Source organism: Mesorhizobium sp. M1A.F.Ca.IN.022.06.1.1, assembly GCF_003952605.1.
Lineage (GTDB): Bacteria > Pseudomonadota > Alphaproteobacteria > Rhizobiales > Rhizobiaceae > Mesorhizobium.
On record NZ_CP034455.1, the window covers coordinates 3,807,623 to 3,830,126 of the forward strand.

The window sequence follows — 22,504 nt, forward strand, 5'->3', positions numbered from 1 at the left end:
AAGCGATGATCGGCCAGTCCCCGTTGCGTGTCCTGATCGCCCATGCCGCTCTCATTCTCGGCATTTTGATCGTTGCATTTCCCATCTACTACACATTCGTGGCCTCGACACAGACGCTGCAGACGATCCTCAAGCCGCCCCTGCCGCTGCTGCCCGGTGACCAACTCTGGAACAATTACAGCGAGGCCCTGTTCGGCGGTGTCGGGCGCATCGGCGGCGTCAGCGTCGGCAGGCTTCTTCTCAACACGACGGTCATGGCGCTCGGCGTCGCGGTCGGGAAGATCTTCATCTCGATCCTATCGGCCTATGCCATCGTGTTCTTTCGTTTCCCGCTGCGCATGACCTTCTTCTGGCTGATCTTCATCACTCTGATGCTGCCCGTCGAGGTCCGCATCCTGCCGACCTACAAGGTGATGGTCGACCTCGGCATGATCGACACCTATGCCGGTCTGATCATCCCGCTGATCGCCTCGGCCACGGCCACGCTGTTGTTCAGACAGTTCTTCATGACCATCCCGGGCGAGCTCATCGAGGCGGCGCGCGTCGATGGCGCCGGGCCGTGGCGCTTCTTCTTCGATATACTCCTGCCGCTGTCGCGCACCAACATCGCGGCGCTGTTCGTCATCCTTTTCATCTATGGCTGGACGCAATATCTGTGGCCGCTGCTGGTCACCAACAGCAACGACATGAACACCATCGTCATCGCGCTGAAGAAGATGGTTTCTTTCGCCGATGCCGATACCCAGTGGCACCTTGTGATGGTCACCGCGATGCTGGCCATCGTGCCGCCGATCCTTGTCGTGGTGCTGATGCAGCGCTGGTTCGTGCGCGGCCTGGTCGAATCCGAGAAGTGAGGAGCGATGGCGACGGTTGATCTCAATGATGTGAGGAAGGTCTATGCCGGCGGCGTCGAGGCCGTGAAAGGCGTTTCGATCGCCATTCCGGACAAGCAGCTTTGCGTGCTGGTCGGTCCCTCCGGCTGCGGCAAATCGACGTTGCTCAGGATGATCGCCGGACTCGAGACCATCTCGTCCGGAACGGTTGCGATCGACGGCAAGATCGTCAATGCGATCGGGCCGACCGAACGCGACATTGCGATGGTCTTCCAGAATTACGCGCTCTACCCGCATATGAAGGTCTACGACAACATGGCCTATGGCCTGCGTAATCGCGGCACGCCGAAAGCCGAGATCGACAGCAGAGTGCGTTCAACTGCCAAGGTGCTGGAATTGTCGGGACTGCTCGACCGGCGCCCTCGCGAGCTTTCCGGCGGCCAGCGACAGCGCGTCGCCATGGGCCGGGCGATCGTGCGCAATCCGAAAGTCTTCCTGTTCGACGAACCGCTCTCCAACCTCGACGCCAAGCTGCGCGGCCAGATGCGGGTCGAGATCAAGAGCCTGCAGCGCAGGCTCGGCGTCACTTCGGTCTATGTCACCCACGACCAGCTCGAGGCGATGACGCTAGCCGACATGCTTGTCGTCATGAATGCGGGGCTGGTCGAGCAGATCGGCGCTCCTCTCGACATTTACGAGAAGCCGGCCTCGACATTCGTCGCGTCCTTCATTGGCGCGCCGCCGATGAACCTGCTCTCACTGAGCACAGAAAGTTCTGCAACTGAGCTGGAAGGAAAGTTGCTTGTTCTTGCCCCGCCCGGCGGGCAGGCGGCAATGCTAGGCTTCAGGCCCGAGGACGCCGAACTCGTCGCCGATGCCGAGGACCGATCCGGGGCGCTGATGCTGCCCGCAACGGTCGAGGCCGTGGAGCCGGTCGGCGCGGAAACCTTCCTGCACTGCTCGGCTGCCGGCAATAATATCGTGGTACGGGTCGGCGGCCGCACGGCGGCAAAGCCCGGCGACAAGTTGCGCATCACCGCCACAGCCGAGAAGTTGCACTGGTTCGATCGGGGCGGCAGGCGCCTCGGCAGCGTAAGCCCCTCCTCTTGACTCAGCTTCAGGCAAACACATGCGCCTTGCCGGTCACCGTGAGGCGCACGATCTCGCCGACCTCCGGCACGTCCATGCCGGTCTTGCGCAGGACGAGCGGTGTGTTGCCGATCGCGGCCGCATCCGGCGGATCCGGGCTATTGAGCAGCCGCACGGCGATGGTGCAGACCGAGCCGGCGAATTCGGAGTCCGTCACCTCGCCGAACAGCATGTCCGGCGTCCCCGACATGCCTTCGCGGGAGGTTCGTTTAAGCACCACCTGCTCGGGCCTGAGCATGATACGGGCGACGTCGCGCCGCTCGGTGATGTCGACCGCGATGCGGCCGAGCGGCGATATGGCAAAGCCGTCGGCGATCTTGGCCGGCACGATGATGGCGTCGCCGAGGAACTCGGCAACCATCCTGTCCCTGGGCTGGAAGTAGAGCTCGCGCGGCGTGCCGACCTGCGAGAACAGGCCGTCGCGCATGACGGCCACCTGGCTGGCGAAGGACAGCGCCTCGGCCTGATCGTGGGTGACCAGGATGGTGGTGATGCCCGCATCCTCCAGAAGCTCGGCCACAGCCTTGCGCATCGAGGCCCGGAGGCCGGTGTCGAGCGCCGAGAACGGCTCGTCGAGCAGCATCAGGCGGGGTTTCATCGCCATGGCACGGGCAAGCGCGACACGCTGCTGCTGGCCGCCGGAAAGCTCGTGCGGACGGCGCTTCAGGATCGCCTTATCAAGCCCGACGATATAGGCGAGCTCGACAATGTGCTCGGCGCGCTTCTCGGCGCTTCGGGGCATGCCGAAGCCGATATTGTCTGCGATGGTGAGATGCGGGAAGAGGGCGCCGTCCTGCGCCACCACGCCGATGCCGCGGCGATGCGCCGGCACCGCCGCCCCGCCATTGGCGAGCAGCTTGCCGTCGAGCGCGATGCGGCCGCGGTCTGGCGCCTCGAAGCCGGCGATCAGCCTCAGCAAAGTGGTCTTGCCGCAGCCGGAGGGTCCGACGATCGCGGTGCGGCTGCCGCTTTCGACGGTGAGGTCGACGCCGGCAAGTGCTGCCACCGGGCCATAATGTTTTGCTACGTCGCGGAGCTCGAGGAAGCTCATCGGCCGGCCATCCGCTTTGACTGGACGTAGAGCACCCAGGTCATGGGGAGCGACATCGCCACCATGATCAAGGCGTAAGGGGCGGCCGAGGCGTAGTCGATCTCGCCGCTGTAGGACCAGAACGCCATCGCAAGGGTGCGGGTGCCGTTCGGCGCCAGCATCTGCGTGGCGGTCAATTCATTGGTGATGCCGAGTGCCACCATCGCCATCCCGGCCGCCGCGCCCGGCGCCGACAGCCGGATCGTGGTCGACCATAGCGCCCTGAGCGGCGGGCGGCCGAGGCTCGAAGCCGCGCGTTCGAGTTCCACCGGCGCCTGGGCGATCGAGGCGCGCAGGCTGACCAGCGCGCGCGGCAGGAACATCAGCGCATAGCCGAAAAGGATGGTGAAGAGCGTCTGATAGAGCGGCAAGGCGATGCGTACGGTGATGGTCACCAGCGCCAGCGCGACGACCACACCCGGCAGCGAGCCGACGATGTAGTTGCAGCTCTCGAGCAGGCGCTGCAAGCGGCCGGGCGCACGGATCGAGATCCAGGCCATGGGCATTGCGGCGACCGTGGCAAGCAGCGCGCCGGCGACGGCGAGGACCAGCGTCTGGCCGAGCGCCAGGCTGATCTCGTCCCAACGCCAGACGTCGGCGCCACCGGCAAGCAGCCAGCGGCCGACGGTCACAAAGGGCACGCCGAGCGTGAGCAGCGCAGTCCCGGCGGGCAGCAGCAAGCAAGGCAGCGTGGCGCGGCCGAGGGCGACACGCTGCTGCTGGCGCGCCGCCCCGGAGCCGACGCGGGCATAACGCTCCTCACCACGCACGATCACCTCCACGCCAAGCAGCACGAAGCAGCAGGCGACCAGCACGGCGGCGAGCATGTTCGCCGCCGCGCCGTTGAAGGTCGACTGGAACTGGTCGACGATCGCGGTGGTGAAGGTATCGAAGCGGATGAAGACATAAAGCCCGTATTCGGCAAGCAGGTGCAGGCCAACCAGCAGCGAACCGCCGCAGATGGCCAGCCTCAACTGCGGCAGCACGACGCGCGCGAAGACGCGCCAGGGTCCGAGGCCCAGCGCTGCGGCGGCATCTTCCAGCGCAGGGTCAAGCCGGCGCAGCGCCGCTGCGATCGGCAGATAGAGGAACGGGAAATAGGCGATGACGGAGACGAGCACGCCGGCCCAGAGCCCGTGCAGGCCGGGGATCAGGCTGATCCAGGCGTAACTGTGGACGAAGGCCGGGATAGCCAGCGGCGCTACCGACAGCCACGACCACCAACGGTTGCCGGGAAGGTCGCTGCGCTCGGTCAGCCAGGCAAGCGCCACCGACAGCACGATGGCGATCGGGACGGCCAGGACGACAAGCAGGATGGTGTTGACCAGGAGCGCGCCGACGCGAGCCCGAAAGATCAGCGCCACCACCGTGTCCCATCCCGTCTGGATGCCCACCCAGACGATGAAGGCAAGCGGCAGGAGAGCGATCAGCGAGACGATGGCGGCCGCAAGCGTAATCCACGACGTGGACCGCCGGCTCTGCCTTGCGGCAGCCGGCGGCCCCGAATGCGTGAGGTCGATCGCGGACATCAGCCGGAATGCACCGCCTGGAGACGATCTGATGAACCGCGAACGCGGTCGGAAACGCAGATGATCGTCATCGACGAGGCCATCTCCAAAACAAAAGCGCTCCCGCGGAAAGCGAATTCCGGCGGGAGCACGGTCGGTTGTCCTTTTAGGACGAACGCGGACTAAAGCAAGCCGGCTTGCGTCATCAGGTCGATGACCTTCTTCGAGTTCAGGTGCGTCGGATCGATCTTGGGCGCCTGCAGATCGGCCAGCGGCACGAGCTTCGGGTTCGACATGGCATCCTTGCCGACCGCGTATTCATAAGAGGTCCCGGTTTTCAAAACCTCCTGGCCGGCCTTGCCGGTGACCCACTTCAAGAAAGCCTGGGCTTCCTTCGGATGCTTGCTCGAGGCCAGCACGCCGCCGCCAGAGATCGACACGAACGCGCCCGGGTCCTGGTTCTTGAAATAATGCAGGCCGACATTCTTGCTGTTCTCGCCGGTCTTCGCCTGGTCGCCGAAATAGTAGTAGTGGTAGATCACGCCGCCATCGATCTCCCCGGCATTGACCGCCTTCATCACCGTATTGTTGCCCTTGTAGGCGGTGAAGTTCTCCTTCATGGCCTTCAGCCAGTCGGAAGTCGCGGCTTCACCTTTGAGCTCGAGCATCGCGCTGACGATGGCCTGGAAATCGGCGCCGGACGGCGAGGCGGCCCACCGGCCCTTCCAGCTCGGATCGGCAAGGTCGAGCAGCGACTTGGGCAGCTGGCCTTCCTTGAGCTTGTCCTTGTTGTAGGCAAAGACGGTGCTGCGCGCGGCGACGCCCACCCATTTGCCGCTCGAAGGCTGGTATTCCTGCGGAACCTGAGCGAGGGTGTCGGCATCGACCGGCGCGAACAGGCCGGCCGCCTCGACCAGCGCCATCGCCGGCGAATTCTCGGTCAGGAACACGTCGGCCGGCGAGGCAGCACCCTCGGCGACGATCTGGTTGGAGAAATCGCTGTCGCCGCCATTGCGCAGCGTGACCTTGATGCCGGTTTCCTTGGTGAAGCCCTTCGCCCATTCCTTGGCCAGGCTTTCATGCTGGGCGTTGTAGACGATGATGCCTGCATCCTCCGCCATGGCCGGTCCGGCAATCAGGCCGAGCGCCAGCGCGGCGGCGCCGGCAAGAGTGGAAAAGGCAGTTTTCATGGGCATCGTCCTCAAATCTGCAGACAGGGGTTCGGGCTCAGGCGCACCTATAAATACCTGACTACAATAGTCAACATTCCGGCCTGCTTCAATCGGTCGCCGTGCCGCAAACTTTCGTGATTTTCCGGTACTTTGGCTTGGACATTATTTCGCCGGACACGTAACAAACCAGGGCGGAGACGCGAACATCGGGGGTAAACTCTTGTGACCGGCAAGGACGAGGCCGAGCTTTCCCGGCTGCTCAGGGCCGCGATCGCGGGAGACGAAAGGGCTTACGCCGACTTTCTTCACCGGATAGCCGCTCTCGTTCGTGGCTTCGTCCGGCGCAAGATCGTACAGGGCGGGGTCGACCCCGAGGATGTCGTGCAGGAAACCTTGCTGGCCATTCACGTCAAACGGCACACGTGGCGAGAAGACGCGCCGGTGCTGCCATGGGTCTATGCGATCGCCCGCTTCAAGCTGATCGATGCATTCCGCCGGCGCGGCCGTCGCATCGAGGTCGGGATCGACGAGATCGCAGAGACGTTCGCCGAGCCGGAAGCGGAGACGGTGAGCGAGCGCGACATAAACCGGGCCCTGGACGGCTTGCCGCCCTCGCAGCGTTCCGTGGTTTCCTCGATCTCGGTCGACGGCCATTCGATCGGCGAAACGGCGGTCAAGCTCGGCATCAGCGAGACCGCAGTGCGCGTGTCGCTGCATCGCGGCCTTGCCGCGATCGCCAAAAGGTTCGGACGACAGTGACATGAGAACCGAGGACCTCATAAAGGCGCTTGACGCCGATGCCCGCAACAAGGCGATGCCGCTTGGCCTCGCCTGGTGGCTGGCCGTCGGCGTGGCGGTTGTGGTCGCGGCGATGGTCTTTTTCATGACCATCGGTCCCCGCCCGGACATCATGCCGGCCATGCATACGATGCGCTTCATGTCGAAGTTTGTCTTCACCTTGGCGCTCACGGCCAGCGCATTCGCTCTGATCCGAGCCCTGTCGACGCCCGGTGCGGCGAGCAGGCGAGCGAAACTATGGACGCTCGCCGCGCCCGCGCTCGTCGTGATCGCGGTCATCCTGGAGCTTTTCGTCGTGCCGGAGGCGGACTGGGGCAGGCGGCTCGTGGGTTCCAACATGATGATCTGCATGAGCTTTATCCCGTTGATCGGCATCGGTCCCCTGGCTATCTTCCTCGGCATGCTGCGCTATGGCGCGCCGACGCGGCCGGTGCTGGCCGGCGCGGTCGCGGGCCTGCTCGCGGGCGGCTTGGCGGCGACCTTCTATGCCGCGCATTGCTTCGACGATTCGCCGCTGTTCGTCGCCACCTGGTACACGATCGCGATCGCGTTCCTCACCGCGCTCGGCGCGCTTGGCGGACGGTTTTTCGTCCGCTGGTAGGATTACACACCGATCCTTAATCATGCCGGCAATTGCTTTGCCGGTTAGCGGCGTGGCCGCCGCAGCTTACAACCATTCCTTAAAATCGATCCGCCAGGGTTGTGGCAGTTGCGCATGGGGTGGGATCACATTGTGGCGTGGTTGAGTTGGAAAGGTCCGCGGGCCGGCAAGCGCGCTGTGCTCGCCTTGATGGCGGCAGGGCTTATCACCCTGATGGCATCGGTCCTGTTGCCGGCGCTGGAGCTCGGTGCGGACGCGCTGAAGTTCTGCCTACAGATATCGGTCGCCGTCACCGCCGTGACGCTCTTTGTCTCGGCGCTGTTCATCCGCAGGATCATCGACGACCGCCGGCAGATTGCCGAGAGCGAGCAGCGCTTTCGCCGCGCGATGGAAGATTCGGCGATCGGCGTCGCCATCGTCGGCCTCGACGGCCGCATCCTTCAGACCAATCCCGCCTTCGCGGCGATGCTCGGCTACAGCCGGGCGGAAATCGAGGCGCTGACCTTCTTCCAGATCACGCATCCCGACGATCTGCAGATCGGCCGTGAGACGATGATCGCGCTGAAAGAGGGAAAGATCGATTCCTTTCATTTCGAGAAGCGCTACCTCAAGAAGGACGGCACTCCGGTCTGGGCGCAGCTCGCGGGCTCGGTCATTCGCGAAGACGAGACCGGCAAGCCGCTCTATCTTGTGTCGCAGATCGAGGACATCGATGCGCGCAAGCAGGCCGAAGCGCGCATCGCCGAAGCCGAGACGCGTTGGAATTTCGCGCTGACCAGCGCCGGACAAGGCGTCTGGAGCCTCGACATGCGCAAGGGCGGCACGACTTACTCCGAAACCTGGGTCAGAATGCTGGGCTATGACGATGGCGAGCTGGACGGCGACCCCGACCGCTGGCTGACGATGATCCATCCGGACGACCGCCAAATCGTCGCCGACGCGGACCGGGCGCATCTTGCCGGCGAGACGGCCTTCTTCGAGGCCGAGTTCCGGATGCGCCACAAGGACGGCCATTGGGTCTGGATCCTCGACCGCGGCAAGGCGATCGAACGCGACGGCGAGGGCCGGCTGATCCGGGCGATCGGCAGCTTGACCGATATCACGGAGCGCAAGGAGGCCGAAGAACGGCGCAAGGTCTCGGCGGCGATGCTCGCCGACGAAAAGGAGCGGCTCAGGGTGACGCTGCAGTCGATCGGCGACGCGGTGATCTGCACCGATGCCGCGAACCGCGTCACCTTCATGAATCCGGTCGCCGAAAAGCTCACCGGCATTGCCAGCGGCGAGGCGCTTGGCAAGGTGCTCGGCGATGTCTACTGGGCGGTCGACGAGGAAACCGGGCAGAGGATCGGCCTGACACGACCTTCGGCCGCCGACCGCCATCATTGCGATCAGAACGCCCGCGCCGTGCTCATCAGGCGCGACGACACGCGCTGCAGCATCCGCCAAATGGTGTCGCCGATCATGAAGGACCGTGACGAGTTCTGCGGGCTGGTCATCGTCTTCCAGGATTTCACCGACGCGCGCGCCCTGCAGCGCCAGCTTGCTTATGCCGCGGCCCATGACGCGCTGACCGGGCTCGCCAACCGCCCAAGCTTCATCCGCACGATGGAGGAGCTGGTCGATCGGTGCCGGTTGAATGGCGGCGAGCATCAGTTCATGTTCGTCGACCTCGACCACTTCAAGGCGGTCAACGACACTGGCGGCCACGCGGCGGGCGATGCGCTGCTGAAGCGCGTCGCCGACGCCATCCGCAACGTGCTCGGGCCGGAAGATATCGTCGCCCGTCTCGGCGGCGACGAGTTCGCGGTCATACTGAAATCGGGCGCGCCGGCGCGAGCGACGGTCGCGGCGCGTTGCATCATCGAAGCCATCCGCAACCTGGGCTTCAGCTGGGACGGCCGTCCGCATTCGATCGCCGCCAGCATCGGGCTTGCGCCGATCCGCGCCGGCTGCGGCGAGGTGGATGAGATCATCGCCCGCGCCGATGCCGCCTGCTATGCCGCCAAGGCGGCCGGCCGCGGCTGCGTTTCGGCAGCACCCGATGAAGTTTCGAAGGACGAGGCGGCGCCCCTGCCGCTTGCCGCGGCATCCTGAACGCCGCGCAGTGAGCGTTCAGTCGTGGGGCTCAGCGCGTCGGCACCGGATGGTCGCCGCGATAGTCGTAGAAGCCGCGGCCGGTCTTGCGGCCGAGCCAGCCGGCCTCGACATATTTCACCAGCAGCGGGCAGGGGCGATACTTGGAGTCCGACAGGCCCTCATGCAGCACCTGCATGATCGACAGGCAGGTGTCGAGACCGATGAAGTCGGCCAGTTGTAGCGGCCCCATCGGATGGTTGGCGCCGAGCCGCATGGCGGTGTCGATGGCGTCCACCGTGCCGACGCCCTCATAGAGCGTGTAGATCGCCTCGTTGATCATGGGCAACAGGATGCGGTTGACGATGAAGGCCGGGAAATCCTCCGAAACGGTGATCGTCTTGTCGAGCCTGTTCACGAAGGTCTTGGCGGCCTCGAACGTCTGGTCCTCGGTGGCGATGCCGCGCACCAGCTCGACCAGCTTCATCACCGGCACCGGGTTCATGAAATGTATGCCGATGAAGCGCTCAGGCCGGTCGGTCTGCGCGGCGAGCCGGGTGATCGAGATCGACGAGGTGTTGGTCGCGAGAATCGCCTCCGGATTGAGCTGCGGGCAGAGTTGGGCGTAGATCTTGCGCTTGACCGTCTCATCCTCGGTCGCCGCCTCGATGACGAGGTCGGCGGCGGCAAGATCGGCCATGGCGGACGCCGATGAGATGCGGGCCATCGCCTCGTTGCGCGCCTTCTCCTCGAGCTTTCCCGAACCGACCTGACGGGCCATGTTGCCGCTGATCGTGGCGATGCCCTTCTCGACCCGGTCGGGCGAGATGTCGTGGATCAGGACCTTGTAGCCGGCCAGCGCCGAGACGTGGGCGATACCGCCCCCCATTTGACCTGCGCCGACAATGCCGATCGTCTCGATCTTGCTCATTACCCCAATCCCGTCTGGAGCATTTCCGCTTCTGCGAGGCACGGAAGCGCTCCCTTCTCTTTGTTTCCCGCAATTCCGGACGCAAAGTGGCTCGGCACTTTCCTGGAATTGCCCTTTTTGTTTATCGCAATTCCGGAGGGAAAACCGCTACGGACTTTTCCTGGAATTGCGCAAGCCTTTACCGGCCTGCTTTTTGTGCAGTGCAAACTAAAAGGGCGGGGCGACTTCGTCTACCCCACCCTTCCGATTTTAATATGCCAGAGCAGAAAGCGTCAAAGCGCCTTTTGCAGTTCCGGCAGGATGACGAAGAGATCGCCGACGAGACCGTAGTCGGCAACCTGGAAGATCGGCGCTTCCTCGTCCTTGTTGATGGCGACGATGACCTTGGAATCCTTCATGCCGGCAAGATGCTGGATGGCGCCGGAGATGCCGACGGCAATGTAGAGATCGGGGGCGACCACCTTGCCGGTCTGGCCGACCTGCCAGTCGTTTGGGGCATAGCCCGCATCGACCGCGGCGCGGGAGGCACCCACAGCGGCGCCGAGCTTGTCGGCGACCGGCAGGATGACTTCCTGGAATTTCTCCGACGAGCCGAGAGCACGGCCACCCGAGATGATGATCTTGGCCGAGGTCAGCTCGGGACGGTCGTTCTCGGAAAGCTTGTTCTCGACGAAGGAGGAGAGGCCGGGATTGGCGGCGGCGTTCACCGTCTCGACCGAAGCCGAGCCGCCCTCGGGCGCCCCTTGGAAGGAGGCGGTGCGCACCGTGATCACCTTCTTGGCGTCGGTCGACTGCACGGTCTGGATGGCGTTGCCGGCATAGATCGGCCGCTTGAAGGTGTCGGGCGTGACCACCTCGATGATCTCGGAGACCTGCGCGACGTCGAGCAGGGCCGCCACGCGCGGCGCGACGTTCTTGCCCGCTGAGGTCGCGGGGGCAACGATCGCGTCATAGGAGCCGGCGAGCGAGACGACGAGTGCAGCCAGCGGCTCCGCCAGGCGTTCGGAGAGCTCGTCGGCCTCGGCCAGCAGGACTTTGCGAACACCCTTCAGCTTGGCGGCCGCGTCGCTTGCCGCCTTGGCGCCTTTGCCGGCGACCAGCACATCGACATCCGAGCCGATCTGCAGGGCCGCCGCGAGCGCCTTGGCGGTCTGGTCGGAAAGGCTTGCGTTGTCGTGTTCGGCGATGAGGAGAATTGCCATTTTCCTGTTCCTTTCCTGACCGCTTTAGAGCACGCCGGCTTCGTTCTTGAGCTTCTCGACCAGCTCGGCGACGCTGTTGACCTTGACGCCCGCCTTGCGGCCGCCGGGCTCCTCGGTCTTGATCACCTTCAGGCGCGGCTTGACGTCGGCGCCGTAGTCGGCCGGGCTCTTCTCGTCGAGCGGCTTCTTCTTGGCCTTCATGATGTTGGGGAGCGATGCATAGCGCGGCTGGTTCAAGCGAAGGTCGGCGGTCACGATCGCCGGCATTTTCAGCTCAACCGTCTGCAGGCCGCCGTCGACCTCACGCGTTACCTTGGCATGATCGCCGGCGAGCTCGATCCTGGAGGCGAAGGTGCCTTGCGCCCAGCCAAGCAGCGCCGCCAGCATCTGGCCGGTCTGGTTGCTGTCGTCGTCGATCGCCTGCTTGCCGAGGATGACGAGGCCGGGCTTCTCGGCCTCGACGACGCCCTTCAGTACCTTGGCGACACCCAGCGGCTCGGTCTGCTCGTCGGTCTTGACCAGGATAGCGCGATCAGCGCCCATGGCGAGCGCGGTGCGCAGCGTTTCCTGCGCCTGCTGCGGGCCGATCGAGACGACGATGATCTCCTCGGCCTTGCCGGCTTCCTTGATCCGGATCGCTTCCTCGACCGCGATCTCGTCGAACGGGTTCATCGCCATCTTGACGTTGGCAAGCTCCACGCCCAGTCCGTCGGCCTTGACCCGGACCTTGACGTTCGCGTCCACAACCCGCTTCACGGGCACAAGGATCTTCATTTTCCTGTCACCTCTCCTGAGATAGTCGGGCGCGCTATAGCAGTGTGCGCCTTGTCAGAGTTGTCGAAAGCCGACATTCCGGGCGGAATTCTGGCTTCCAACGGCCAAGAAGCAGTTCCACCCCGATGTTTCGGTTGAGCATGATCGTTCCGAAAAGCGGTTCCCACTTTTCGTGATCATGCTCTGTGGTGGCGTTCCGTAGTGGCGGCAATCCGGCGCGTCAATATGCACGTCGCACTCAAATCGGTTCAGTCTGGCGGCGACGCCGCGCCGCGGCCCCATCGAGACGCCGTCTGTGCCGGCGCCTCGGGTGTTGGTCCGGGCTCGATCGGCAGAGGGACCTCCTGGACCTTCGGCGTCAGGTCCGGCTCGCCGTCTGCGCCGGCAAGCAGCGGCACGCCGCGGCTGCGCAACACCAGGACGAGAACAGCGCCGGCAATGATGCCGCCGATGTGGCAGGCCCAGGAAATCTGATCCTCTCCGCCGGCGGCAAACATCACGATCTGGAACAGGATCCAAAGGACGAGCGGGATGAAGGCGGGGATGCGCAGAGGAATGCGCGCAAAGACCAATACCCACACCTTAACCTTCGGATAGAGGATCAGATAGGCCGCAACCACGCCGGCGATGGCGCCGGAAGCGCCGATCAGCGGCACCTGGGAATCCCAGCCGACCAAGCCTTGAAAGAAAGCGCCCGCCGCCGCGCAGGCGAGGTAGAAGATCAGGTAGCGGATATGGCCGAGCGCGTCCTCGACATTGTCGCCGAACACCCACAGGAACAGCATGTTGCCGCCGAGATGGAAGATGTCGGCATGCAGGAAGGAATAGGTGAGATAGCTGAGGCTTTCGGGAATGACGACGAATTCGGGCGACAGCTCCACCTTGTCATGGACGACAGAGGGGATGAAGCCGAGGCCAAGCACTGCGGCATTGGTGAAGCTCTCGCCGCCAAGCGTGGTCGCGAGATAGACCAAGGCATTCGCGGCGATCAGGCCGATCGTCACATATTGTAGGCGGATGTGGCGGAGCCTGTTGGTATCGTAGAGCGGGATGAACATCGGACCCTCCCGCCATACCCGGTTGTCAGCGGTTCTTGCCGGGAACCCATAGCACGTCGGCATTTCCGTTGTCATTGACCGCCCGGGCGGCGACGAACAGGAAGTCGGAGACGCGGTTGATGTATTTCAGCGCTTCGCGGTTGACGTGCTCGGCCGGGTCCTGCGCCAGCGCCACCATGAGGCGTTCGGCGCGCCGTGTTACGGTGCGCGCAAGATGCAGGGCTGCCGCGGCAGGCGTGCCGCCGTTCAGCACGAAGGATTTCAGCGGCTGCAGGTCCTTGTTGAGAGCATCGATGTCCTTTTCGACGCGCCCGGTCTGCGCGGCGACGATGCGCAGCGGCTCGTAGCCGAGCGGTTTGCCGTCGTCCGGGACCGCAAGGTCGGCGCCGAGGTCGAAAAGATCGTTCTGGATGCGGGAGAGCATGGCGTCGAGCGCCGGATGATCGGTTGCGGTGTGGACGCGCGCCATGCCGACGCAGGCATTTGCTTCGTCCACCGTGCCGTAGGCTTCGACGCGCAGATCTGACTTCAGGCGCCGCTCGCCGCTGCCCAGACCGGTAGTGCCGTCGTCGCCGGTACGGGTATAGATCTTGTTGAGCTTGACCACCTTCTCCTCCCCGGCCCGTTACTTGCGGGTGAAGTAGACGGTCAGCATGATCAGCACCAGAGCTATGAACTGCAGCAGTACGCGGGCCTGCATCAGCTTGTTGGAGGTGAAGCCTGAGCCGCCGCGCATCATGTTGACGAGGCCGCGGATCAGCACGACCACGACGGCAGCCATGACGACAATGGCGAGGATGTTGAAGACGGTTGCCATGGTGCTGGCTCCAGTTGGGTTTCGGTCAGGCCCGCCTGGCGAGCACGCGGTAGAGCATCGAGGCCGGCAGGATGCGCTTGAGCGCCACGCCGATTCTGGCCGGCACCGTTACCACATAATGCGGGTGCGGGCGCTGTGACAGAAGCGCGTGGCGCAAGGCGGCATGGACCACCTCAGGTCCGGGCTTCAGACGCGAGACGCTGCCGCCGGCCTTGAGCCGCGCGAGCTGCGCCTGGTAGTCGGCGCGGTGAACGGAGTTCTCGACGTCGATGTTCTTCAAGAACCATACCAGGCCGTTGCTGGCGATCTTCGAGGTCACCGGCCCCGGCTCGATCAACGAGACATGAATGCCGCTGCCTTCGAGCTCCTGGCGCAGGCAAAGCATCAGGCCTTCGACGGCATGTTTCGACGCCGAATAGGCGCCGCGAAAACGGACCGGGGCGAGCCCCAGGATCGAGGAGCAGTGGACGAGGCGACCGTGCCCCTGGCGGCGCATGACCGGCACGACGCGGCGGGTCAGGTCGTGCCAGCCGAAGAAATTGGCTTCGAACTGCTCGCGCAGCGCTTCGACCGGCAGGTCCTCGACGGCACCGGGTTGCGCGTAGGCGCCATTGTTGAACAGCGCGTCGAGCGTGCCGCCCGTGCGCTCCAGCACGGCCTCGGCCAGGGCGGCGATGGACTCAGGCTCGCGATAGTCGAGATAGAAGGCTTCGATGCCCTCCGTCTCGAGCGCGTCGATGTCGGCCGGTGTGCGGGCCGTGGCGAACACGCGCCAGCCTTCCTCCTTCAATGCCCGCGCGCAATAGGCGCCTATGCCGGAGGAGGTGCCGGTGACGATGATGCTGCGCAACTGTTCAGCGGTGGGCAACGTTGTGGGACCTGGGGTTGCCATTTGCCGCAATCCCTTCCCATATTCGCGGCGTCGACACAATCGAGCGGAGCGCGGGTCCTTGCTCAGGAATATCGTCGCGGTCAAGCGCGTGCTCTACGATGCGATCGGCCATTTCACCACCGACGATGGCTGGGCAATGGCCAGCCATCTGGCGATCACCTCGCTGATGGCACTGTTTCCGTTCCTGATCTTCGCAACGACGCTGGCCAGCTTTCTCGGCGCGCGCGCCTTCGCCGACACGGCCGTGCATCTGGTCTTCGACACCTGGCCGGAGCAGATTGCCAAGCCGATCGCGCGCGAGGTGCAGAATGTGCTCACCGTGCGGCGCAGCGACCTCCTGACCTACGGCGTGCTCTTAGCCGCCTACTTCGCCTCGAACGGCATCGAGGCGCTAAGGACCTCGCTCAACCGCGCCTATCGCGTTACCGAGACGCGCGGCATCATCCACCGCCGGGTGCAGAGCATCGTCTTCGTGCTGATCGCGACGGCCTGCTTTCTCGCCGTCAGCGTGCTTCTGGTGCTCGCGCCCCTGCTCGCGCGGCTGGCCGAGGCGCATCTGGAATGGATCAAGCCCTATATGGGCACGATCACCATATGGCGTTACGTGATCGCCTCGACGGTCATCGTCATCGGCCTGTTCGCGGTGCATATCTGGCTGCCGGCCGGCAAGCGCCGCTTCGTTTCCATCGTTCCGGGCATCGTCTTCACGCTGGTCGCGTGGCTGGCCGGCTCGACCATCTTCGCCACCTATCTCGACCATTTCTCGTCCTATGTGACGACCTATGCGGGGTTGGCCTCGATCATGATCGCGGTGGTGTTCCTCTACATCATCTCGGCCATTTTCATCCTTGGCGGCGAGCTCAATGCCGCGATCAGCCGCTATCTCGAGGCGCGCGCCCGCGTGGGTTGAGCTCTGTCCTGACGGGCGGTCGCGAGCCCGACGCCCAAAGTGGCGATCGCCATGCCGGCGATCTGCAGCAGAGTGAGCTCTTCGCCGAACAGAGCCCACGCGATGACGGCGGTTACGGCGGGCACAAGATAGAACAGCGATGCGACCTTCGACATCTCGCCGTCCCTGATCATCACCATCAACAGGAAGATGGCGCCGAGAGACAGCACCAGGACCAGCCATGCCATGGCAAAGATGAGCTCGCCGTTGACGGTGATGGTGCGCGTCTCGAAGGCGAGCGACCCCAGGATCGTGACGACCGAGCCGCCGACATACTGCCACATGGTCGCCGAGACGAGGTCGCCGCCGGAGGCGAAGCGCTTTTGCCAGATCGTACCAGCGGCCATGCCGAGCACCGAGACCAGCGAGGCCGTCAGCGTTGCCGCGGTAACGCCGCCGCCAATCATGCCGAGCTTCGGCCACAGCACGATGACGACGCCCAGAAGCCCGACGGCAAGGCCCGCCCAATGGCGCGGCAGGATCGCCTCGCCGAGAAATTTGCCGGCGAGCACCGCCGTGATCAGCGGCTGCAGGCCGACGATCAGCGCCGAAAGCCCGGCCGGCATGCCTCTGTGGATCGCCCAGAAGACGCCGCCCAGATAGACGCCGTGCATTAGGACGCCGGCCACCGTCGCATGAAGCGCCTCCTCGCGGGTGGCCCGTCGCGAGCCGATAAGGACGGTCAGTCCCGCAAACAGGATCGCCGCCAGCACGAAGCGGATGGCAAGGAAGGTGAACGGCTCCGCCCATGGCATTGCATAGCGCGCGCCGATGAAGCCGGTCGCCCACAGAACGACGAAAGAGGCGGGGATGAACCGCTTGATGCTGTGCATTGGAAGGAGGGCTCTGGCTGCGCGTGAAAAGTTGATGTCGGCAATTGCTCTAATGCCGATCAATTCGGCAAGCAAAACGAAACGGTTGATCCATAAGCTCATCCGAATTCAACAAACGGTGCCAAGAGGGGCATGGCGTTAAGGCACGCCATGAGCAGGCATGCTTTTGCATCTCGGGACGACATGGCTGCTGTTCGCGGTCGCCACCGTCGCGGTCTTCGGATTCTTCTTCGGCACCGCGCTCGATGCCATCATGAAGGATGACGGCTTCGGCTCGACCGGCAACACGCTGCTCTTCACGCTGGGCTTTTTCGTTGCGGTGATGATCGCCAACGAGCACGGCATCACCTTCCGGGATATCAAGCTAGCTGTGGCATGGGGATTGAGCGGCGCCTTCGTCTTCATCAGCGTGATGGCGCTGATCAAGGCCGGACTGGCTCGCTTGTAGTCAAAGCCCAACCAGCCGCATGACATCCTGCGGCGACACGCCTGCCTGCCTGAGTGCGGCAAGGCCGGTGTCCTTGAAACTCTTGGACAGCTTGCGGCCGTCTGAGCCGAGGATCAGCCGATGGTGGAAGTAGCGCGGTGCGGGCAGACCGAGCAGGTCCTGCAACAGGCGCTGCACGCTGGTCGCCGCGTAAAGGTCCTGACCACGCACGACATGGCTGACGCCCTGCAGCGCGTCGTCGACGACGACTGCGAGATGGTAGCTGGTCGGGATATCGCGGCGCGCCACGATGACGTCGCCCCAGGCCTGCGGCGTTGCGTCGACCGTGTGCGTCGCGGCCATAGCCTCGTCAGTGAACTCGACCCATGACAAGGCGCCCGGCACGCGTGCCATTGCTGCCTCGATGTCGAGCCGCCAGGCAAAAGGCGTGTTCTCGGCAATGCGCCGCCTGCGCTCCTTAGACGGAAGTGCCTTGTCGAGCGGCGGGTAAAGCGGCACGCCGTCGGGGTCGCGCGGCCAGTCGCGGCCGCGTTTCTCGGTCTCGGCAATGAAGGCGCGGATCTCGCCGCGGCTCATGAAGGCGGGATAGACGAGTTCCTCGGCGATCAGCCGGTCGAGCACGGCCCTGTATTCGGAAAAATGTTCGGACTGGCGCCGCACGGGCTCTTCCCATTCGAACCCCAGCCATTCCAGGTCGCGGAATATGCCGGCCTCGAATTCCGGCGTGCAGCGGATGACATCGATGTCCTCGATGCGCAGCAACAGCCGTCCTCCCGCCCGCGCCGCCATTTGCCGGTTCAGCAGGGCCGAATAGGCATGGCCGAGATGCAGCTCGCCATTGGGGCTCGGCGCGAAGCGGAATGTCAGGAGCGTCATGTCTCGGACGGCATTCGGGTTGAAAGGCGCTTCCGCCGGTTGATAGTTAGCATCAATTGCCACTTCATGAGCGCCCTGGGAACAAGCAAACGTGCAACGCATCGCCTCGCTCGACGACATTGCGGCAGGACTCGACGCGCTCTGCCTGCTCGATCCACGGCTGGAGAAGGTACGCGGCATGGCCGGCGAGGTGCCGCTGAGGCTCTCCGAGCCGGGATTCGGCAGCCTCGCGTCGATCATCGTCTCGCAGCAAGTGTCCCGCGCCAGCGCCGATGCCATTTTCGGCCGGCTGATCAGGCTGGTCGATCCGCTGACGCCGGAAGGCATCCTTTGCGCCGGCGAGGATATTTTCCGCGAGGCCGGCCTGTCGCGGCCGAAGCAGCGCGGGCTGATCGCCATCGCGCGAGCCGTGGCCGGCGGGCTTGACCTCCACCATCTCTGCTCGCTCGACGCCGACGAGGCGATCGCGGCGATGACGGCGGTGCCGGGCATCGGACCGTGGACGGCGGAGTGCTACCTGCTGTTCGCCGCCGGCCACCCCGATGTGTTTCCCGCGCGCGACGTCGCGCTGCAGACGGCGGTCGGCCATGCCCTGGGCATCGACCCTCGTCCGCCGGAGAAAACTCTGATTCGACTGGCCGAATCATGGAGCCCGTGGCGAGGGGTCGCGTCGCGGCTTTTCTGGGCCTACTATCGGGAATTGAAGGGCAGGGACGCGGCGCCACCTGTCGAGATGGCCGAAAAAGCATGAAAATCATGCGTTTTTGAACGTTTCGCCGAACGACAATCCGCTTCACATCCCTGTCATGTCGGGCTTACAGTATCCGTGGCGTTCGGTTTGGAACGAAGGAGGCCAACTACGTGACGGTTGCCGTATCTCCGGATGGGCTTCCCGCGCTGGTGCTGAATGCGGATTACCGTCCGCTCAGCTATTACCCCCTGTCGCTCTGGTCGTGGCAGGACGCCATCAAGGCTGTCTTCCTCGACCGGGTCAATATCGTCGCCGAATACGAACACGCCGTCTCCTCGCCGACCTTCTCGATGAAGCTGCCGAGCGTGGTGAGTCTGAAGGCCTATGTGAGGCCGTCGCGGCATCCCGCCTTCACCCGCTTCAACGTCTTTCTGCGCGACCGCTTCCAGTGCCAGTATTGCGGCACGACCGACGATCTCACCTTCGACCATGTCATCCCGCGCCATCGCGGCGGGGCGACGACCTGGGAGAACGTCGTGGCCGCCTGCTCGCCCTGCAATCTCAGGAAAGGCGGCATGATGCCGGCGCAGGCCAAGATGTGGCCGCTGCAAAAACCCTATCAGCCGACCGTGCACGATCTGCACAATAACGGCCGCCTGTTCCCGCCCAACCATCTGCATGAAAGCTGGATGGATTATCTCTACTGGGATGTCGAATTGGAGCCGTAGAGTTCGGCACAATCGACCGGCCATGCAACGACAAATTGCCGATCTTCGGCGTTGCCCTCATCCGGCTGGCGCCACCTTCTCTCCGTTTAGTTACGGGGAGAAGGAATTGTGCGCCGCGACGTCGCCCATTCTGCACGTCGATCATTGGCGAAGCCATTGATGACGGCCTCTTTTCTCCCCGTCACTACGGCTGTGTAGCTCAGTCGCGCGCGAGCGCGCAGCGTAAGGCGACGGCGGCCAGGATGAGGCTAGCGATGGCGTTCCAGCCGGCGAGCGACAGGCCGAGAATGCGAAGCGCGGCCTTGTCGCAGGAGGGCGGCACGAACTTGTCCAGCGCATCGAGCACGCCCTTGCCGCCGGTGTCGACCGGACCGGCGCTGGCCGTGCAGTCGGCGGGGCCAGGCCACCACGCCCACTCGACGCCCGAGTGGTAGACGCCGAGATAGAGGCCATAGAGCATCAACAGGCCACCGATCGCCAGCAGGCCGCGCGTCAACCAGGCCGGCGCGCGCAGCATTGAGGCAGCGGCCGCGACCAGCATCAGCGGCGCGCCGATATAATAGGGCGTGCGCTGCTCCAGGCACAGATGGCAGGGAATGTAGCCGCCGATATACTGGAAGGCGAGCGCCGAGCCGACCGTCGCCGCCATGGCGACGGCCAGGAACAGCGCGGCACGCGTCCGCTGGCGTCCAGTGTCGGCGGTCATGGTCGCTGTCATCGGTCGTGATCCGTTCGCTTGGCACCTAAAGCGCATCGCGCAGAAATGAATTCAGGCGCCGCGCTTGAGTCTTGTTTCGATGCATGTCGTTCTCCCAAAACCGCTGCGCACTTTTGGCCGACATGCATTATCCGTGGGCGTATCTGACCGCGATATAGAGCAAAATAAGGGCAGCGGCGCCGGCGCTGACGATCATGCCCAGCCGTTTCTCGATGAACTCCCTGATCGACTCGCCGTAGCGGCGCAGCAGCCAGGCAAGCAGCAGAAAACGGGCGCCGCGCGCAACGATCGCCAGCCCGATGAACAGCAGGAGGTTGACGCCGATGACGCCCGACAGAATCGTCACGACCTTGATCGGCGGCAAATGCGCCGCGCCCGAGGTGATCAGCATCAGGACGATGAAGCCGACGCCGGATGAGGTGCGCAGCTGCTCGAACTCGTCATACTTGCCGTAGAATTCCAGAATCGGCTTGGCGACCGCCTCGTAGGCGTAGTGGCCGATGAACCAGCCGGCGACGCCGCCGAGCACCGAGGCCACCGTTGCTACCAGCGCGTAGCGATACGCGCGCTCCGGCTTGGACAGCGCCATCGGCAGATAGAGCACGTCGGCCGGCACCAGAAAGACCGAGCTTTCCACGAAGGCGATGAAGGCCAGCCACCATTCGGCCGATTTCCTTGCCGCCAGGGACATCGTCCAGTTGTAAAGTCCGCGAAGCATCGGCTCTCCTGAAAAGCGCGCAGTGGTTTTGGACACCGGGTGGCAGGAAGACAAGGTCCCAAAGCGCCGCATCCACCCTTTGGGATCCGAGGCGCTTCAACGCATCCCCTGTCTAGAAAGATTTTCCGCGCCGCACAATGGCGGCACCTTCACGAGACTGAAAGGCATGGCCGGGTGCAGAGCGCCTGCAAATCGGCAACAGGCCAGTTGACGAAAGCCTGTCCGCCCGTATAGTCCGCGCCCATCCAGGCTGCCCGGCCTGAGCCCCTATGGCGGAATTGGTAGACGCGCTCGACTCAAAATCGAGTTCCGCAAGGAGTGCTGGTTCGATCCCGGCTAGGGGCACCAATTGGTCTCTTTGACCATCAACTAGGCAGTTGCCGAAGTGACGGAGCTTCATGGGCTGGCCAACCGCTTCACAGGGCTAACGGCCGGTTACAAAGCATCACTGCGCCTGTACCTCTAAGGTTCGACGACGGAAGATCAGCCAGCCAAGGCTACACGCCAGTCCGACGTTCAGCAGCGCCAAGCCAGCGAGAGCTGCTAGAGTGCCGTGAGCGCCCACATGCTCCAACAATAGCGCTCCGACAGACGGCGCTGCTGCTTGAGCGATCAAGCTGGGCATGGCAAGTCGCCCCATCAGTCTCGCGTATCCCGACGGACCGAACAGAGCGAGCGGCAGCGTGCCTCGCGCTATCGTTTCGAGGCCGATGCCTGCACCGTAGAACGCCAGCGCCACAGGCACCACCGGAACCCCGGCCCAGAGCGCACCAATGCCGATGGCGACGAAGCTCACCGACGCGAACTTGGTCCAGATGGGATGATGGTAGCGGGCGATGATCATCTCGACGGCACGCGCCGACACCTGAGCGGGGCCGACCAGTGTCCCGAGCCCAACGGCAGCGGCGAGCGCCATGCCGCTGGCCTGCAAGATGGTGAGGAGATGAACCGACACAGTCGACGAAATGACCGCCGCCAAGGTCAGCGTGGCAGCCAGGACGACCATGATCGGAACTGAGGCCGGCTGAACTGGGGTGCCAACCTGCTCCTTTCCCGGCCGATCTGTGACGCTCGGCAGCGGTATCCCACGCGGCAACATTCCGAGATACAGAGGCAGGGCGAAGAACAACTGGACCGAAGCATAGACGAGGCATGTGCCGCGCCAGCCCGTCTCGCCCATCAGGAAGGCCGAGATCGGCCAACAGAACGTGCTGGCGAAGCCGCCGAACAGCGAAAGGGTTGTGATGGCCGAGCGCGCGCTATGCCCGTAGAGCCGGCCGAGGGTCGCGAAAGCGGCATCGTACAAGCCCGCCCCATTCCAAGCCCAACAACGAGCCACGCTGCGATGTAGGCGGCAAGGTTCGGCGAGGCAGCGAGCCCGATCTGGCCGATGCCGATGCAGCCGGCGCTGAACGCAAGAACGTTCCGGCCGCCGTGGCGCTCAATGGACGAGCCGACGCGAGGTGAGATCAGTCCGGCGACGAGCAGGCCAAGCGACAATCCACCCACGACCCAAGGCAGCGGCCAGCCGGTGTCGGCGGCGACCTTTGGTGCAATCACCGCCGGCAGGTAATAGGTGGACCCCCAGGCCATGATTTGGGTCAGGCCGAGGACGGTGATGATCGTTCGGCGACTGCGTTCCATC

Annotated in this window: 23 protein-coding genes, 1 tRNA gene and 1 pseudogene; 10 read left to right on the forward strand and 15 right to left on the reverse strand. The window is 64.2% G+C overall.

What is annotated here, in order from left to right:
* Window positions 1–5: 5 nt before the first annotated feature.
* A complete protein-coding gene (ugpE, locus tag EJ078_RS18260) occupies window positions 6–854 on the forward strand; it encodes a sn-glycerol-3-phosphate ABC transporter permease UgpE (protein ID WP_067319104.1) in 849 nt (282 codons plus the stop codon).
* A 6-nt stretch (window positions 855–860) separates the two neighbouring features.
* The gene (locus tag EJ078_RS18265) at window positions 861–1,943 is read left to right on the forward strand and encodes a sn-glycerol-3-phosphate import ATP-binding protein UgpC (RefSeq protein WP_127403736.1); all 1,083 of its coding nucleotides are present in this window, start codon (window positions 861–863) and stop codon (window positions 1,941–1,943) included.
* A 7-nt stretch (window positions 1,944–1,950) separates the two neighbouring features.
* Here EJ078_RS18265 and EJ078_RS18270 read toward each other — a convergent pair whose 3' ends face one another.
* From EJ078_RS18270 to EJ078_RS18280, 3 genes are all read right to left on the reverse strand, one after another.
* The gene (locus EJ078_RS18270) at window positions 1,951–3,033 is read right to left on the reverse strand and encodes an ABC transporter ATP-binding protein (protein WP_067319100.1); all 1,083 of its coding nucleotides are present in this window, start codon (window positions 3,031–3,033) and stop codon (window positions 1,951–1,953) included.
* Window positions 3,030–4,601, reverse strand: coding sequence for an iron ABC transporter permease (locus EJ078_RS18275; protein WP_127215755.1), 1,572 nt, complete (start codon window positions 4,599–4,601; stop codon window positions 3,030–3,032). The genes EJ078_RS18270 and EJ078_RS18275 overlap by 4 nt, the downstream gene beginning before the upstream one ends.
* Before the next feature lie 161 nt (window positions 4,602–4,762).
* Window positions 4,763–5,770 carry an iron ABC transporter substrate-binding protein gene (locus tag EJ078_RS18280; protein WP_127243009.1) on the reverse strand — a complete coding sequence of 336 codons (1,008 nt, stop codon included), beginning with the start codon at window positions 5,768–5,770 and terminating at the stop codon, window positions 4,763–4,765.
* A gap of 204 nt (window positions 5,771–5,974) precedes the next feature.
* Between EJ078_RS18280 and EJ078_RS18285 the strand changes: the two genes are divergently transcribed.
* The 3 genes from EJ078_RS18285 (at window position 5,975) to EJ078_RS18295 (ending at window position 9,245) form a co-directional block, all read left to right on the forward strand.
* Window positions 5,975–6,511, forward strand: a complete 537-nt coding sequence (locus EJ078_RS18285; protein ID WP_127847871.1) for a sigma-70 family RNA polymerase sigma factor — start codon at window positions 5,975–5,977, stop codon at window positions 6,509–6,511.
* 1 nt (window position 6,512) lies between these two features.
* Window positions 6,513–7,151, forward strand: coding sequence for an NrsF family protein (locus EJ078_RS18290; protein WP_127216817.1), 639 nt, complete (start codon window positions 6,513–6,515; stop codon window positions 7,149–7,151).
* Window positions 7,152–7,283: 132 nt separating this feature from the next.
* Window positions 7,284–9,245: a PAS domain S-box protein gene (locus EJ078_RS18295; RefSeq protein WP_245457191.1), complete on the forward strand. Its 1,962-nt coding sequence runs from the start codon at window positions 7,284–7,286 to the stop codon at window positions 9,243–9,245.
* Between the two features lie 31 nt (window positions 9,246–9,276).
* On the opposite strand, the gene EJ078_RS18300 is transcribed toward EJ078_RS18295, so the two are convergent.
* From EJ078_RS18300 to EJ078_RS18330, 7 genes are all read right to left on the reverse strand, one after another.
* Complete coding sequence (locus EJ078_RS18300) at window positions 9,277–10,155, reverse strand: 3-hydroxybutyryl-CoA dehydrogenase (RefSeq protein WP_066990182.1); 879 nt, start codon at window positions 10,153–10,155, stop codon at window positions 9,277–9,279.
* 272 nt (window positions 10,156–10,427) lie between these two features.
* A complete protein-coding gene (locus EJ078_RS18305; RefSeq protein ID WP_127216819.1) occupies window positions 10,428–11,357 on the reverse strand; it encodes an electron transfer flavoprotein subunit alpha/FixB family protein in 930 nt (309 codons plus the stop codon).
* Window positions 11,358–11,381: 24 nt separating this feature from the next.
* Complete coding sequence (locus tag EJ078_RS18310) at window positions 11,382–12,131, reverse strand: electron transfer flavoprotein subunit beta/FixA family protein (RefSeq protein ID WP_127216820.1); 750 nt, start codon at window positions 12,129–12,131, stop codon at window positions 11,382–11,384.
* Between the two features lie 248 nt (window positions 12,132–12,379).
* Entirely contained in the window at window positions 12,380–13,189 is an 810-nt protein-coding gene (locus EJ078_RS18315; protein WP_127216821.1) for a rhomboid family intramembrane serine protease, read from the reverse strand.
* Between the two features lie 25 nt (window positions 13,190–13,214).
* A complete protein-coding gene (locus tag EJ078_RS18320; RefSeq protein WP_095782417.1) occupies window positions 13,215–13,796 on the reverse strand; it encodes a cob(I)yrinic acid a,c-diamide adenosyltransferase in 582 nt (193 codons plus the stop codon).
* An 18-nt stretch (window positions 13,797–13,814) separates the two neighbouring features.
* The gene (locus EJ078_RS18325) at window positions 13,815–14,006 is read right to left on the reverse strand and encodes a twin transmembrane helix small protein (protein ID WP_066990167.1); all 192 of its coding nucleotides are present in this window, start codon (window positions 14,004–14,006) and stop codon (window positions 13,815–13,817) included.
* Window positions 14,007–14,031: 25 nt separating this feature from the next.
* Window positions 14,032–14,898: an SDR family oxidoreductase gene (locus EJ078_RS18330; protein WP_127216532.1), complete on the reverse strand. Its 867-nt coding sequence runs from the start codon at window positions 14,896–14,898 to the stop codon at window positions 14,032–14,034.
* A gap of 58 nt (window positions 14,899–14,956) precedes the next feature.
* Between EJ078_RS18330 and EJ078_RS18335 the strand changes: the two genes are divergently transcribed.
* Window positions 14,957–15,808, forward strand: coding sequence for a YihY/virulence factor BrkB family protein (locus EJ078_RS18335; protein ID WP_066990164.1), 852 nt, complete (start codon window positions 14,957–14,959; stop codon window positions 15,806–15,808).
* Here the strand turns inward: EJ078_RS18335 and EJ078_RS18340 are convergent.
* Entirely contained in the window at window positions 15,778–16,680 is a 903-nt protein-coding gene (locus EJ078_RS18340) for a DMT family transporter (protein ID WP_067319647.1), read from the reverse strand. The two genes, EJ078_RS18335 and EJ078_RS18340, sit on opposite strands and share 31 nt — an antisense overlap.
* A 160-nt stretch (window positions 16,681–16,840) precedes the next feature.
* On the opposite strand from EJ078_RS18340, the gene EJ078_RS18345 reads away from it, so the two are divergent.
* Window positions 16,841–17,128 carry a hypothetical protein gene (locus EJ078_RS18345; protein ID WP_066990158.1) on the forward strand — a complete coding sequence of 96 codons (288 nt, stop codon included), beginning with the start codon at window positions 16,841–16,843 and terminating at the stop codon, window positions 17,126–17,128.
* On the opposite strand, the gene gluQRS is transcribed toward EJ078_RS18345, so the two are convergent.
* On the reverse strand, window positions 17,129–18,004 hold the full coding sequence (gene gluQRS, locus EJ078_RS18350; protein ID WP_127216533.1) for a tRNA glutamyl-Q(34) synthetase GluQRS: 876 nt from the start codon (window positions 18,002–18,004) through the stop codon (window positions 17,129–17,131).
* A gap of 91 nt (window positions 18,005–18,095) precedes the next feature.
* Between gluQRS and EJ078_RS18355 the strand changes: the two genes are divergently transcribed.
* A complete protein-coding gene (locus EJ078_RS18355; protein WP_095779366.1) occupies window positions 18,096–18,755 on the forward strand; it encodes a DNA-3-methyladenine glycosylase in 660 nt (219 codons plus the stop codon).
* A gap of 110 nt (window positions 18,756–18,865) precedes the next feature.
* Window positions 18,866–19,423 (forward strand): HNH endonuclease, encoded by a 558-nt coding sequence (locus EJ078_RS18360; protein ID WP_066990153.1) that lies wholly within the window; start codon window positions 18,866–18,868, stop codon window positions 19,421–19,423.
* 199 nt (window positions 19,424–19,622) lie between these two features.
* Here EJ078_RS18360 and EJ078_RS18365 read toward each other — a convergent pair whose 3' ends face one another.
* Complete coding sequence (locus EJ078_RS18365; RefSeq protein WP_066990150.1) at window positions 19,623–20,141, reverse strand: disulfide bond formation protein B; 519 nt, start codon at window positions 20,139–20,141, stop codon at window positions 19,623–19,625.
* A 127-nt stretch (window positions 20,142–20,268) separates the two neighbouring features.
* Window positions 20,269–20,859, reverse strand: coding sequence for a YqaA family protein (locus EJ078_RS18370; RefSeq protein ID WP_127216534.1), 591 nt, complete (start codon window positions 20,857–20,859; stop codon window positions 20,269–20,271).
* A 263-nt stretch (window positions 20,860–21,122) separates the two neighbouring features.
* Between EJ078_RS18370 and EJ078_RS18375 the strand changes: the two genes are divergently transcribed.
* Window positions 21,123–21,207: transfer RNA gene (locus EJ078_RS18375), tRNA-Leu, on the forward strand.
* A 97-nt stretch (window positions 21,208–21,304) separates the two neighbouring features.
* Here EJ078_RS18375 and EJ078_RS18380 read toward each other — a convergent pair.
* Window positions 21,305–22,503, reverse strand: a pseudogene (locus EJ078_RS18380) (MFS transporter).
* Between the last annotated feature and the right edge of the window lies 1 nt (window position 22,504).